This window comes from Cytobacillus sp. FSL W8-0315 (genome assembly GCF_038002905.1).
GTDB lineage: Bacteria > Bacillota > Bacilli > Bacillales > Cytobacillaceae > Cytobacillus > Cytobacillus pseudoceanisediminis.
In genome coordinates this window covers 692,501-705,136 of the sequence record NZ_JBBOOC010000001.1, presented here as the reverse complement: position 1 = coordinate 705,136, position 12,636 = coordinate 692,501, and the positions used below count along the sequence as shown (strand labels likewise).

Below are 12,636 nucleotides of genomic sequence, written 5' to 3'. Positions count from 1 at the left end.
ATCTATTCTTTGCACCAGAGTTATGATAAAATAACAAAAGTGTATTAAAACGTTGGAGGGCAGTAAATTGAAGAAAACATTTTACCGTAAGTCTATCGCTGGATTCCTTGCCTTGGTCATGATATTAGGTCTTTTACCTGGTATACATAAAGCTCATGCAGAAGATATCTTAAACATTAATGCAGATGCTGCTATTTTAGTAGATGCAGAGACCGGAAAAATTTTATATCAAAAAAATGCGGATAAAGTACTGGGCATTGCCAGTATGACTAAAATGATGACAGAATACCTGCTTCTTGAAGCCGTTGAAGAAGGCAAAGTGAAGTGGGACCAGGAATATGCAGTAAGTGAATATGTGTGGAAAGTTTCACAGGATCGCAATTTATCAAATGTCCCACTAAGAAGAGACGGAAAATACAATATCCGTGAATTGTATGAAGCAATGGCGATCTACTCTGCAAATGGTGCAACCATCGCAATTGCAGAAACGATTGCCGGTTCTGAGACAAACTTTGTTAAAATGATGAACGAAAAAGCTGCAGAGCTTGGATTAAAGGATTATAAATTTGTCAATTCCAGCGGTTTAAACAACCGTGATTTAAAGGGATCTCCTCCTGCAGGAGGCCCTGAAGAAGAAAACGTGATGTCAGCAAAAGATACAGCGATGCTGGCCAAGGAATTGATTAACCGATTCCCTGAAGTATTGGAAACAGCAAGTACCCCTAGAAAGACGTTCAGAGAGGGTACAGATGATGAAATTAAAATGGAAAACTGGAACTGGATGCTTCCAGAGCTAGTATATGGCTATGAAGGTGCAGATGGCCTTAAAACAGGTACGACTGACTTTGCCGGATACTGCTTTACCGGTACAGCCATGAGAGATGGCAACCGCTACATCAGTGTTGTCATGAACGCTAAAGGTGCGAATGGTCAGGCTACTTACAAATCCAGATTCGATGAAACAAAAAAAATGTTCGACTTTGGTTTCAGCAACTTCACGAAAGAAGAAATCGTTCCTGCCAACTATCAGGTGAAAGGCCAGAAAACAGTGCCTGTTACAAAAGGCAAAGAGGACAAAGTAAAGATTTCTTCTAAAGATGCAATCGAAATGGTTGTAAGAAACGGGGAAAAAGAAAACTATAAGCCTGTTCTTGTTCTTGATAAAGAGAAATTAAATGAAAACGGCGAATTGACAGCTCCTATTAAAAAAGGAGAAAAAATCGGCTATCTAACGATTGAATCGAAAGAGGACGGGAAGATTGAGTTCTTGTCCGATAAAGGCAAAGGCAATATTCAAGTGGATGTCGTAGCCGCTGAAAGTGTTGAAAAAGCAAACTGGTTCGTGCTGACTATGCGCAGCATCGGAGGTTTCTTCGGGGATGTTTGGGGAAGTGTTTCCTCAACTGTAAAAGGTTGGTTTTAAGAAAAAGGGCTTTCCTGTCTTGACAGGAGCCCTTTTTCATTGCATATTTTCAATAGGGAAAATTCCTAGTAAAATAATCTATTTTCCTTTTTTTGAAAAATGATTTTTATCATAATATTTAACCCATCCAAAGCAGATGGTATTTACGAAGGGGGATAAACATGAAGACAGGTACAGATCGTGTTAAACGGGGAATGGCAGAAATGCAAAAAGGCGGCGTTATTATGGACGTTGTTAACGCCGAGCAGGCAAAAATCGCAGAAGAAGCTGGTGCAGTAGCAGTTATGGCACTTGAACGCGTTCCTTCTGATATCCGTGCAGCCGGCGGTGTGGCACGCATGGCAGATCCGCGTATTATGGAAGAAGTAATGGGTGCAGTTTCAATCCCGGTAATGGCAAAAGCGCGTATCGGCCATATTGTAGAAGCTCGTCTGCTTGAAGCGATGGGTGTCGATTACATAGATGAGAGTGAAGTTTTAACTCCTGCTGATGAAGAATACCATCTTAATAAAAGAGACTACACAGTTCCATTCGTTTGCGGATGCCGTGACTTAGGCGAAGCAGCACGCCGTATTGGTGAAGGTGCTTCCATGCTTCGCACAAAGGGTGAGCCTGGAACTGGAAACATCGTTGAAGCTGTCCGCCATATCCGCAAGGTGAATGCACAGGTGCGCAAGGTTGTCGGCATGAACGAAGATGAATTAATGACAGAAGCTAAGCTTCTGGGAGCGCCATATGAGCTTCTTTTGGAAATCAAGAGCCTTGGACGCCTTCCAGTCGTAAACTTCGCAGCAGGCGGCGTTGCAACACCTGCAGATGCAGCTCTAATGATGGAGCTTGGTGCTGATGGAGTGTTCGTAGGATCAGGCATCTTCAAATCTGAAAACCCTGCGAAATTTGCACGTGCCATTGTGGAAGCAACTACACATTACCAGGACTACAAATTAATTGCTGAACTTTCAAAAGAACTAGGCACACCGATGAAGGGAATTGAAATTTCTTCATTGGCTCCTGAAGCTCGTATGCAGGAGCGCGGCTGGTAAGGAGAATTGAACATGATAAAGGTTGGAGTATTAGGGCTGCAGGGCGCGGTCAGAGAGCATGTTCTTTCTGTAGAAGCATCCGGCGCCGAAGCTGTAGTCATCAAACGCAAAGAGCAGCTTGACGAGGTAGACGGGCTTATCTTGCCTGGCGGCGAAAGCACGACCATGAGACGCTTGATTGATAAATATGATTTTATGGACAGCCTTAAGGAGTTTGCGCAATCAGGAAAGCCGATGTTCGGGACATGTGCAGGCTTAATTCTTCTTGCGAATAATATCATTGGCTATGATGAACCGCATATCGGTGTGATGGACGTCCAGGTGGAAAGAAATTCATTTGGCCGCCAGCGCGAAAGCTTCGAGGCGGATGTTGATATTGCCGGAGTGGCAGAAGATTTTGCAGCTGTATTCATTCGTGCACCGCATATTGTGGAGGCTGGAGAGAATGTTGAAATCCTGGCCAAGCACAATGGCCGGATTGTGGCGGCGCGCGAAGGCAGATTCCTCGGATGCTCATTCCATCCGGAACTAACGGATGACCATCGCCTGACAGGCTATTTCGTTGAAATGATCAAAGAGTCCAAGCAATTAACAATTTGAATATTTTGGTTGCAAATGGAACATAATTGTAGTACATTATGAATTACAAAATTCTTATAGCTGAAAAGCAATGAGAGGAACTAGTAACAGGACTTTGTTCTAAAAGAGAGCCGGTGGCTGGTGGAAACCGGTGAATAAACCCTGTGAATCCATCCTCGAGCAAAGCATGGAACACCCGGTACTACTCGGGAAAAGTAAATGCTTTCGGTTAAAACCGTTATGGATTTAAGGTGGAAAGCTCATGCTTTCAACTAGGGTGGCAACGCGGGTAACTCTCGTCCCTTTTTTGGGGACGGGAGTTTTTTGTGTTTTAAACTATTTTCAGGAGGTACTAAAAAATGCTGGACATTAAGTTTTTAAGAACCAATTTTGAAGAAGTGAAAAACAAGCTTCAGCACCGTGGCGAAGATTTAACCGATCTTGGAAAATTCGAAGATCTGGATGTAAAAAGACGTGAGCTAATTGTAGAAGCAGAACAGCTGAAGAGCAAAAGAAATGAAGTATCCCAGCAGGTGGCTGCCTTAAAGCGCGAAAAGCAGGATGCAGACCATTTAATCGCTGAAATGAGAGAAGTCGGCGATAAAATCAAGGCATTGGATGAGGAGCTCCGTACAGTCGAGGAAGAATTGGACCAATTGCTGCTGAGCATTCCGAACATTCCGCATGAAAGTGTGCCTGTCGGCGAAACAGAAGATGATAATGTGGAAATCCGCAAATGGGGAGAAGTCCGTGAATTTGATTTCGAGCCAAAGCCGCACTGGGATGTTGCGACAGATCTTGATCTCCTTGATTTCGAACGTGCGAGCAAAGTAACAGGCAGCCGCTTTGTATTCTACAAAGGCCTTGGTGCCCGCCTTGAGCGAGCCTTATTCAACTTCATGCTTGATTTGCACACAGACGAGCATGGCTATAAGGAGGTTCTTCCTCCGTACATGGTTAACCGTGCAAGCATGACAGGAACAGGACAGCTTCCGAAATTCGAGGAAGATGCATTCCTAATTGAAAGCGAAGATTATTTTCTGATTCCAACCGCTGAGGTGCCTGTCACCAATATGCATAGGGAAGAGATTCTGAATGCAGACGAGCTTCCGATAAACTATGCGGCATTTAGTGCATGCTTCCGTTCTGAAGCGGGTTCTGCCGGCCGTGACACTCGCGGGCTTATCCGCCAGCACCAGTTTAACAAAGTCGAGCTTGTGAAATTTGTTAAGCCAGAAGAGTCTTATGAGGAACTTGAAAAGCTGACAGGACACGCGGAAAAAGTCCTTCAGATGCTTGGCCTTCCATACCGTGTGATGAGCATGTGTACGGGCGATCTTGGATTCACAGCTGCGAAGAAATACGATATCGAAGTTTGGATTCCAAGCTATAACACGTATAGAGAAATATCTTCTTGCAGTAACTTTGAAGGATTCCAGGCAAGACGTGCAAATATCCGCTTCCGCCGCGAGGCAAAAGGCAAGCCGGAGCATGTGCACACACTGAATGGATCTGGCCTTGCGATCGGCCGCACGGTGGCAGCTATTCTAGAAAATTATCAGCAGGCTGACGGAAGTGTCATCATTCCGGAGGTATTGCGTCCGTATATGGGCAATCGCGAAGTTATAAAGCCTTAATTGAAGAGCGGGTTTTGATCCGCTCTTTTTTTTATAAAAATAATGTTGACATGCCTATTTAGAAATGATATAGTATTTCTTGTCGATGCGGAGGAATACCCAAGTCTGGCTGAAGGGATCGGTCTTGAAAACCGACAGGCGGGTCAAACCGCGCAGGGGTTCGAATCCCCTTTCCTCCTCCATTTTAATTGACATCTAACACGCGCATAAAAATTGGAGATACATAAAACCGCTGATGATCAGCGGTTTTTTTGTTATATAATTTCATTCTGTTGAAATTGACAGATAAAAATATTTTTTGGAGGACCGGGGAAAGAATTTCGTCAGCGATTCTCATTTCTGCTAAGTACTCGGGGCCATTAATCAAACAGCAAAAAACCGCCTAAATGGCGGTTATTTTTTTAATAATTGAGTTTGTCTTAAAAAGTAAGAAATGCGCTCTACAATCGGCTCAATGGATTGCTCATTCTGAATGATGTCATAGTCATTGATATTCAGGCGCAGGACCGGGCATGCGTTAAAGCTGTTAATCCAATTTTCATAGCGCTGGTGCATTTCTTCCCAGTAGGAAATAGGTGTCTGCTGCTCCATCGGACGGCCGCGCTCCTGGATGCGGGAAAGAATATCATCAAGGGATCCTTCCAGATAAATAAGCAAATCAGGGTGCGGGAAATAAGGTGTCATCACCATCGCATCAAATAAGCTGGTGTAAGTTTCGTAATCTACCTTTGACATGGTGCCTTTTTCATAATGCATTCTCGCAAATATGCCGGTGTCTTCATAAATGGATCGGTCCTGAACAAAGCCGCCGCCATATTCGAAGATGCGCTTCTGGTCCTTGAACCGTTCCGCCAGGAAGTATACCTGCAGGTGGAAGCTCCAGCGGTTGAAATCTGCATAGAATTTATCCAGGTAAGGGTTCGTATCAACCTTTTCGAAAGAGGTTCGGAACCCCAGTGCGTCCGCAAGCGCATTGGTCATCGTTGATTTTCCGACTCCGACGGTTCCGGCAATCGTGATCACTGCGTTCGAAGGAATCTCGTATTTTTGCCTTAGATTCATAAGTGTATGCTCCTCTTTTTTAATGATGTCGACAATGTATCGAATATATGCATTAAGTCTGATTCATTTTTCACAAAATCCAGCTGATCTCCATTGAAACGGATCACTGGAATATCCGGGTGCTGCCTCTCGAACTCATTCATAGCCGTTTCATAATCAAGGGATAATTGCTCGAGATATAATGGACTGATATTCTTTTCAATTTCACGGCCCCGCAGCTCGATTCGATCGAGCAGTGTTTCAAGGCTTGCATTGAGATAGATAATGACATTCGGCTTTGGCATATCACCTGTCAGAATGTCATAGATCTTCAAATACTTCTGATACTCATTCTGATTTAATGTGCGCTGGGCAAAAATAAGATTCTTGAAAATATGATAATCAGCCACAACAGGCTTTTTTTGAGCAAGGTAGTGATTGTTGATATCAACCAGCTGTTTGTAGCGGTTGCAGAGGAAAAACATTTCAGTCTGAAAGCTCCATTCCTCAATGTTTTCATAGAATTTACCCAAAAAAGGATTTTCATCAACAATTTCTTTTAAGAGTGCATACTGAAATTTTTCAGAAATCGCTTTAGCGAGAGATGTTTTCCCAACGCCAATCGGCCCCTCTACTGTAATAAAAGGTATTCCCCCCATATTGATCGTCCTCCTGCATTGCTTATTTATCTATAGAAACCATTTATAGGTACGTTCCAAAATGACACAAAGCTTATTTTATCACAGTATGGAGTGGATGGGATATGGAATTTAAGCTGGAAATAAGAAAATAAGAGCATATAGTCTGAAAAATAAAAAAGCTGCCTGTAAGCGGCAGCTGCTGAGAGATCAAGCTCTTTTTGTCACGTTGAAGTTTTCTGTAATCAGAAGCCAATTTTGCGGGAAAGAAAGGCCAAGTTTCCAGTAGCTCATTCCCCGCAGCTTCAGTTCCTTGATTAAATCAAATTTGGCCTGGATGGAGCGGGCATCCTCAAACCAGACCTCGTGCCTTTTGCCGTCAGGTGCTGTGTAATTGAAAAATGGCGCCTGCGCCTGGTAATCATATTGAATGGCTGCATTATTTTCTGCAGCGATTTGTATGGCCTGCTGCGGGCTGACTGCTCTTGCAGTGGTGCCCTGAACAAAAGGAAGCGTCCAGTCATAACCATATAGGTTCTGGCCCATCATAATTTTGGAAGAAGGCATCTCACTAATGGCATATTCTAAAACCTGCCGCACTGGGCCAATCGGGGAAACAGCCATTGCAGGGCCTCCACTGTAGCCCCATTCATAGGTCATGATCACGACAAAATCAACAATCTCCCCATGGGCTTTATAATCATGGGCCTCATACCAGAGGCCTTGCTGTTCTGCACTTGTTTTCGGAGCCAATGCTGTAGAAATCAGCCAGCCTTCCTGCTCGAATCTTGCCTTCGCTTTTCTGAGAAAATTGTTATAGGCTTCCCGGTCAGCGGGGCGCAGAAACTCGAAATCAAAATGAATATCCCTGAAGTCATATTTTTTTGCTGTGGCTGTAATGTTATCCAGGAATTTATTCTGAATCGCCATATCATTTAACAATATCCTGCCGAGTTCATCACTGAACTGATCGTTTTCCTGATTGGTAATAACCATCATCAATACATTATTATTGGCTCTCGCTATGGCCGGGAAATCATTCAGAAGCGGCTCCTTCAAAGAACCATCTCGAAGGGCCTGGAAACTGAAAGGTGCCAGATAGGTCAAATAAGGCGCAGCCTCTCTTGCGCTTTCTACCAGTTCAGGGGCGACTGTATCGCCTCTTGGCTCCACATAGGCATTGAACTCTGCGTTCGTTTTCGGGCGTGGCGGGATATAAAGGCGGAACCCCACCTGCAGCGGCTGGCTCACCGAAATCCCATTGACAGATGCGAGCTGCTGATAAGAAATGCCGAACCTTCTTGAAATTGAGTAAAGGCTGTCTCCGGGCTGAACCCAATAAAAGCGTCCTATTATCGGAATAACAAGTGTCTGGCCGATCACCAGATTATTTGGATTGGGAATTTCATTTGCCTCTATCAGATCTTCAACCGTCGTTCCATATGCCTGGGCAATGCCGAACAAAGACTGGTTTTGCTGAACCACATGAATCTGCAATCTATCTCCCTCCCTGAAAAACACGTCTTAGAACACTACTGCCATTTTATGAAGGAAACATAGAAGAAATGTTATAATTGTTTTCAGAGAAAGAAGATATATTGGCCTTTAATACTTTTTCCATCATCTTTAAGGTATTTTCATTATCGTGGTCATCATTAGAAGCGGTGCAGTCATGCGGTATATGTAAATTATATTCTCTCATATAGGCATCATTGGCCGAAAATAGGACACAGATATTGCCAGCGATGCCTGTCATGACAAGCATATTGACGCCGAGCTGGTGCAGAAGGGTATTTAAGGCAGTGCCATAAAAGGCGGAATGCTTAGGTTTTATTAAAAAATAATCATCCGGCGATGGGTGCATCTCATGAAGGATAGGTGCACTGATAGGATTGCGGCAATGAGTCGTAATTGTATCCAGATCAGCCTGCCAGAGATTATAATGATCATTCACATAAATGACAGGGAGATCCTGCTCATAGAAAGCGGTCTTTAATGTATTGATGGGTTTTGCGATATTCAAAGCTTTGTCAGCAAGGATCCTTCCATGGTGGAAATTAAAGTCGTTAATCATGTCAATAATGATAAGAGCCGGTCTATAGGCTTGCGGATTTTTCATGGTATCGCTCCTTTAAGGTTATTTTTTGTAAAAGGGGCGGCTTTTACACAGATGTTAAGAGAAGGAATGAAGATATAATGAGGCAAGCATCATTCACTGAAGATGAACTGTATATGCAGGAGGCCATTAAAGAAGCAAAGCTGGCGGAAGGTCTGGAAGAAGTTCCAATTGGGGCAGTCATTGTTCTGGAAGGGGAAATCATTGCCCGGGCACATAATCTGAGAGAAGTGAATCAGACTGCGATTGCGCATGCAGAACTGCTTGCCATTGATCAGGCATGCAAAAACCTCGGAACCTGGCGGCTGGAGAATGCTGTTCTTTATGTTACCTTAGAGCCTTGTCCGATGTGTTCGGGATCCATTATTCTCTCGCGCATCAAAAAGGTGGTGTATGGGGCTAAGGATCCAAAGGGAGGCTGTGCCGGGACGCTTATGAATCTATTGCAGGATGAGCGGTTCAATCACCAGAGTGAAGTTGTGCCAGGGGTGTTGGAAGAAGAATGCGGCGAGATGCTTTCGAGCTTTTTCAGAGGGTTGCGAAAGCGCAAGAAAGAAGAGAAAAAAAGAAGGCAATTGCTGCAGATGGAACTTGATACAGGAATTGACAATGGTTAGGCATTGCTTTTTCACCTAAATGTTAGTATACTTATAAATGCGTCGGACAAAGACGCAACTAAATATGGTATCAACTTTGCCGTGCTAGGCGGGGAGGTAGCGGTGCCCTGTACTCGCAATCCGCTCTAGCGAGGCTGAATCCCTTCCCGAGGCTGATGTCCTGTAGGGCCTGCCTTAAGTAAGTGGTGTTGACGCCCGGGTCCTGCGCAATGGGAATCCATGAATCATGTCAGGTCCGGAAGGAAGCAGCATTAAGTGGAAGCTCCCATGTGCCGCAGGGTTGCCTGGGCCGAGCTAACTGCTTAAGTAACGCCTATGGGCGTCAGTCGACGGAAGGTGCACGGCAGTTTATATTGTAAATAAAACTCATCCTTTTGCAGGATGGGTTTTTTGTTGTAATTTATTTCGCTCTAGGTTTTGTAAAAAGGAAAATAGATACGTTATAATAGATAAAGGACTATACATAGGAAGGGGGCGTGTCAGTGAGTTATCAAGCTTTATATCGTGTTTGGCGTCCGCAGCAGTTTATCGATGTCGTCGGACAGGAACATGTGACAAAGACTTTGCAAAACGCCCTGCTTCAGGAGAAGATATCACACGCCTATCTGTTTTCCGGCCCCCGCGGAACAGGTAAAACAAGTGCAGCTAAAATTCTCGCAAAGGCTGTTAACTGCGAGAAGGCTCCGGTTACTGAACCGTGCAATGAGTGTGCTGCCTGCAGAGGCATTACAGACGGTTCTATTCCTGATGTCATTGAAATTGATGCTGCATCCAATAATGGTGTAGAAGAAATCAGGGATATCAGGGACAAAGTGAAATATGCCCCGAACGCTGTAAAGTATAAGGTTTACATCGTCGATGAGGTACATATGCTTTCCATTGGCGCTTTCAATGCCCTGTTAAAGACGCTTGAAGAGCCGCCTAAGCATGTCATATTTATTTTAGCCACTACAGAGCCTCATAAAATTCCATTGACGATAATTTCCCGGTGCCAGCGATTCGATTTTAAACGGATTACGGCTCAGGCGATAACAGGGAGAATGAAGCTGATTGCGGATGAAACAGGTGCAGCATATGAGGACCAGGCACTGCAGATCATTGCGAGAGCCGCAGAAGGCGGTATGCGTGATGCCCTTAGCTTGCTTGACCAGGCAATTTCCTTCAGCCAGGATCGTGTTACAGTTGAAGATGCCCTGTCTGTAACAGGTGCTGTGTCACAAGGGTTTCTGAATAAGCTGGCAAGAGCGGTTAAAGACAGGGATGCCGCATCCGGGCTGGGATTTCTGGAAGAGCTCCTTTTTCAGGGGAAAGATCCAGCCCGTTTTATAGAAGACTTTATCCTGTATTACCGGGATATGCTCTTATATAAAGCAGCTCCAAGGCTGGAGGAATCATTGGAAAGAGTCATGCTTGATGAAGAATTCCAGCAGCTTGCCCAGGAAGTGGAGCCGGAAGAGCTCTATGAACTGATTGAGGTGCTGAACAAAGCCCAGCAGGAAATGCGATGGACCAACCATCCGAGGATTTTCCTGGAGGTGGCGATTGTGAAGCTGTGCCAGCTTGAACAGCGAGAGAAATCAGGACAGTCTGCAGACATCAAGCCGCTGATGCAAAAAATTGAACAGCTTCAGCATGAGCTGGCGGAATTAAAGAAAAACGGCATAGCGGTAAAAGATGATGGAGCTCCTGCTGTACAGAAAAAACCGCAGAGAAGTTCACGTAAAGGATTCCAGGCACCAGTAGGAAAAGTGAATGAAGTCCTGAAGCAGGCAACGAAAAACGACCTGGTGGCTGTAAAAAGCCGCTGGGGTGAAATGCTGAATCTGCTTGTTCAAAACCAGATGCGCTCTCAGGCAGCGCTTCTCAATGAAGCAGAACCTGTTGCCGCATCCGAAACAGCTCTTATCGTAAAGTTCAAATATGAAATCCACTGTCAGATGGCCATGGATAATGCGAAATTCCTGGATACACTGGCGAATGTCATGTTTGAGCTATTAGGCAAGAGATTGCAGCTGGTTGGCATTCCGGATGAACAATGGCAAAGTGTCAGGGAGGATTTCCTGCGCAGCCAGCGTGACGGAGATGAGTCTGGTGAGGGCTTCGGCAGAAATGAGGAAGAGCCCCATGTGGCTGAAGCGGTCAAATTATTTGGCGCTGAACTAATTGAAATTAAAGAATAGAAAATAGCTGGAGGTATGTAAAATGCGCGGTGGAATGGGAAATATGCAAAATATGATGAAACAAATGCAGAAAATGCAAAAGAAGATGGCTCAGGCACAGGAAGAGCTTGGCGAAAAAAGAATTGAAGGAACAGCTGGCGGCGGAATGGTGACTGTCATTGTATCCGGACATAAACAAGTATTAGAAGTAAACATCAAAGAAGAAGTTGTTGATCCGGAAGATATTGATATGCTTCAGGACCTTGTTCTGGCGGCAACGAACGATGCACTGAAAAAAGCGGATGACTTAACAAACGACACAATGGGCCAATTTACTAAAGGAATGAACCTGCCGGGAATGTTTTAATAAAACGTCCTGAACGAGTGCTTTCTTGCATGTTTTATCTATAATAGAGTTATGCACGAAAGAACGGACAGGCTGAGCGCCAGCGAACATAGACTGATGGGAATCTTCATCAGTCCGTCATGCTCGCGGCGCTTTTCCTTTTCATATAGGAGGAATTATACATGCACTATCCTGAACCAATATCAAAGCTGATTGACAGCTTTATGAAATTGCCCGGAATCGGCCCAAAAACGGCTGCGCGTCTGGCGTTTTTTGTTTTAAGTATGAAAGAAGATACTGTGCTGGATTTTGCCAAGGCGCTTGTCAATGCGAAAAGAAATTTATCTTACTGCTCTGTCTGCGGCCATATCACTGATCAGGACCCGTGTTATATTTGTGAGGACCAGAGACGCGACCGGTCAGTAATCTGTGTGGTCCAGGATCCGAAAGATGTTATTGCCATGGAAAAGATGAAGGAATATAACGGACTTTATCATGTCCTTCACGGAGCCATTTCACCGATGGATGGAATAGGGCCGGAAGATATCAATATTCCTGATTTATTGAAAAGGCTTCAGGATGAAACAGTACAGGAAATTATTCTTGCCACCAATCCTAATATCGAAGGGGAAGCAACAGCCATGTATATCTCCCGCCTGATTAAGCCATCCGGCATAAAGGCTACCCGGATTGCCCATGGCCTGCCAGTGGGCGGAGACTTAGAGTATGCTGATGAAGTAACGCTATCAAAAGCATTAGAAGGCAGAAGAGAAGTTTAAGTACGGAGGCGGAATTTATGTTTTTTCGCAGGAAAGGATGGCTTCGAAGCGAGTTTGATGAGAAGCTTTTGGAGCAGCTGAACAGATTGAAAACAGATTGGAACAACCAGAAATCGCTAGTGGAAAAGAGCTTTGATCCATCCCCGGAAGCAATCAGCCAGGCGAAGCTGGCCGAAGCTAAGTACTTTTTTCTTTTCAGGGAAGCTAAAAAGAGAAATGTAAGAGTCAGAATGTAGTTTGTTCCCATTGCGGAAAGAA

General features: G+C 44.5%; 13 protein-coding genes, 1 tRNA gene, 1 other RNA gene and 1 other annotated feature. Of the genes, 11 read left to right on the top strand and 4 right to left on the bottom strand.

All coding sequences use genetic code 11. The annotated features are described in order from the left end of the window. Nucleotides 1–118: 118 nt before the first annotated feature. From MKY20_RS03895 to MKY20_RS03875, 5 genes are all read left to right on the top strand, one after another. Complete coding sequence (locus MKY20_RS03895) at nt 119–1,423, top strand: D-alanyl-D-alanine carboxypeptidase family protein (RefSeq protein WP_226280800.1); 1,305 nt, start codon at nt 119–121, stop codon at nt 1,421–1,423. 161 nt (nt 1,424–1,584) lie between these two features. Beyond that, entirely contained in the window at nt 1,585–2,466 is an 882-nt protein-coding gene (pdxS, locus tag MKY20_RS03890; RefSeq protein ID WP_009336764.1) for a pyridoxal 5'-phosphate synthase lyase subunit PdxS, read from the top strand. Between the two features lie 12 nt (nt 2,467–2,478). Further along, nucleotides 2,479–3,066, top strand: a complete 588-nt coding sequence (gene pdxT, locus MKY20_RS03885; RefSeq protein WP_009336765.1) for a pyridoxal 5'-phosphate synthase glutaminase subunit PdxT — start codon at nt 2,479–2,481, stop codon at nt 3,064–3,066. A 61-nt stretch (nt 3,067–3,127) separates the two neighbouring features. Next, nucleotides 3,128–3,352: a binding site (T-box leader), on the top strand. Between the two features lie 52 nt (nt 3,353–3,404). Further along, the gene (gene serS, locus MKY20_RS03880; protein WP_341000386.1) at nt 3,405–4,682 is read left to right on the top strand and encodes a serine--tRNA ligase; all 1,278 of its coding nucleotides are present in this window, start codon (nt 3,405–3,407) and stop codon (nt 4,680–4,682) included. 89 nt (nt 4,683–4,771) lie between these two features. Continuing rightward, nucleotides 4,772–4,864 (top strand) — tRNA-Ser (locus tag MKY20_RS03875). Between the two features lie 211 nt (nt 4,865–5,075). Here MKY20_RS03875 and MKY20_RS03870 read toward each other — a convergent pair. The 4 genes from MKY20_RS03870 to MKY20_RS03855 all read right to left on the bottom strand — a co-directional run bounded on the left by MKY20_RS03870 (nt 5,076) and on the right by MKY20_RS03855 (nt 8,480). Further along, the gene (locus MKY20_RS03870; protein ID WP_009336768.1) at nt 5,076–5,744 is read right to left on the bottom strand and encodes a deoxynucleoside kinase; all 669 of its coding nucleotides are present in this window, start codon (nt 5,742–5,744) and stop codon (nt 5,076–5,078) included. Further along, nucleotides 5,741–6,382, bottom strand: a complete 642-nt coding sequence (locus MKY20_RS03865) for a deoxynucleoside kinase (protein WP_009336769.1) — start codon at nt 6,380–6,382, stop codon at nt 5,741–5,743. The genes MKY20_RS03870 and MKY20_RS03865 overlap by 4 nt, the downstream gene beginning before the upstream one ends. Nucleotides 6,383–6,571: 189 nt before the next feature. Beyond that, nucleotides 6,572–7,858 carry a LysM peptidoglycan-binding domain-containing protein gene (locus MKY20_RS03860; protein WP_009336770.1) on the bottom strand — a complete coding sequence of 429 codons (1,287 nt, stop codon included), beginning with the start codon at nt 7,856–7,858 and terminating at the stop codon, nt 6,572–6,574. A gap of 46 nt (nt 7,859–7,904) precedes the next feature. Beyond that, nucleotides 7,905–8,480 carry a cysteine hydrolase family protein gene (locus tag MKY20_RS03855; protein WP_071157669.1) on the bottom strand — a complete coding sequence of 192 codons (576 nt, stop codon included), beginning with the start codon at nt 8,478–8,480 and terminating at the stop codon, nt 7,905–7,907. A gap of 77 nt (nt 8,481–8,557) precedes the next feature. Here MKY20_RS03855 and tadA point away from each other — a divergent pair, with 77 nt between their 5' ends. From tadA to MKY20_RS03825, 6 genes are all read left to right on the top strand, one after another. Next, complete coding sequence (gene tadA / locus MKY20_RS03850) at nt 8,558–9,094, top strand: tRNA adenosine(34) deaminase TadA (protein ID WP_009336772.1); 537 nt, start codon at nt 8,558–8,560, stop codon at nt 9,092–9,094. A 79-nt stretch (nt 9,095–9,173) separates the two neighbouring features. Then, nucleotides 9,174–9,438: signal recognition particle sRNA large type (gene ffs / locus MKY20_RS03845), an RNA gene on the top strand. 138 nt (nt 9,439–9,576) lie between these two features. Further along, complete coding sequence (gene dnaX, locus MKY20_RS03840) at nt 9,577–11,274, top strand: DNA polymerase III subunit gamma/tau (protein WP_009336773.1); 1,698 nt, start codon at nt 9,577–9,579, stop codon at nt 11,272–11,274. A gap of 22 nt (nt 11,275–11,296) precedes the next feature. Then, nucleotides 11,297–11,620 (top strand): YbaB/EbfC family nucleoid-associated protein, encoded by a 324-nt coding sequence (locus MKY20_RS03835; RefSeq protein WP_009336774.1) that lies wholly within the window; start codon nt 11,297–11,299, stop codon nt 11,618–11,620. Between the two features lie 161 nt (nt 11,621–11,781). Beyond that, entirely contained in the window at nt 11,782–12,378 is a 597-nt protein-coding gene (recR, locus tag MKY20_RS03830; protein ID WP_009336775.1) for a recombination mediator RecR, read from the top strand. 17 nt (nt 12,379–12,395) lie between these two features. Then, nucleotides 12,396–12,614: a YaaL family protein gene (locus MKY20_RS03825; protein ID WP_009336776.1), complete on the top strand. Its 219-nt coding sequence runs from the start codon at nt 12,396–12,398 to the stop codon at nt 12,612–12,614. Nucleotides 12,615–12,636: the final 22 nt, after the last annotated feature.

Bases quoted from the DNA above. Each gene is read 5' to 3' on its own strand.
- MKY20_RS03895 (WP_226280800.1), top strand. From the start codon at position 119: ATGATATTAGGTCTTTTACCTGGTATACATAAAGCTCATGCAGAAGAT.
- pdxS (WP_009336764.1), top strand. From the start codon at position 1,585: ATGAAGACAGGTACAGATCGTGTTAAACGGGGAATGGCAGAAATGCAA.
- pdxT (WP_009336765.1), top strand. From the start codon at position 2,479: ATGATAAAGGTTGGAGTATTAGGGCTGCAGGGCGCGGTCAGAGAGCAT.
- serS (WP_341000386.1), top strand. From the start codon at position 3,405: ATGCTGGACATTAAGTTTTTAAGAACCAATTTTGAAGAAGTGAAAAAC.
- MKY20_RS03870 (WP_009336768.1), bottom strand. From the start codon at position 5,744: ATGAATCTAAGGCAAAAATACGAGATTCCTTCGAACGCAGTGATCACG.
- MKY20_RS03865 (WP_009336769.1), bottom strand. From the start codon at position 6,382: ATGGGGGGAATACCTTTTATTACAGTAGAGGGGCCGATTGGCGTTGGG.
- MKY20_RS03855 (WP_071157669.1), bottom strand. From the start codon at position 8,480: ATGAAAAATCCGCAAGCCTATAGACCGGCTCTTATCATTATTGACATG.
- tadA (WP_009336772.1), top strand. From the start codon at position 8,558: ATGAGGCAAGCATCATTCACTGAAGATGAACTGTATATGCAGGAGGCC.
- MKY20_RS03835 (WP_009336774.1), top strand. From the start codon at position 11,297: ATGCGCGGTGGAATGGGAAATATGCAAAATATGATGAAACAAATGCAG.
- recR (WP_009336775.1), top strand. From the start codon at position 11,782: ATGCACTATCCTGAACCAATATCAAAGCTGATTGACAGCTTTATGAAA.
- MKY20_RS03825 (WP_009336776.1), top strand. From the start codon at position 12,396: ATGTTTTTTCGCAGGAAAGGATGGCTTCGAAGCGAGTTTGATGAGAAG.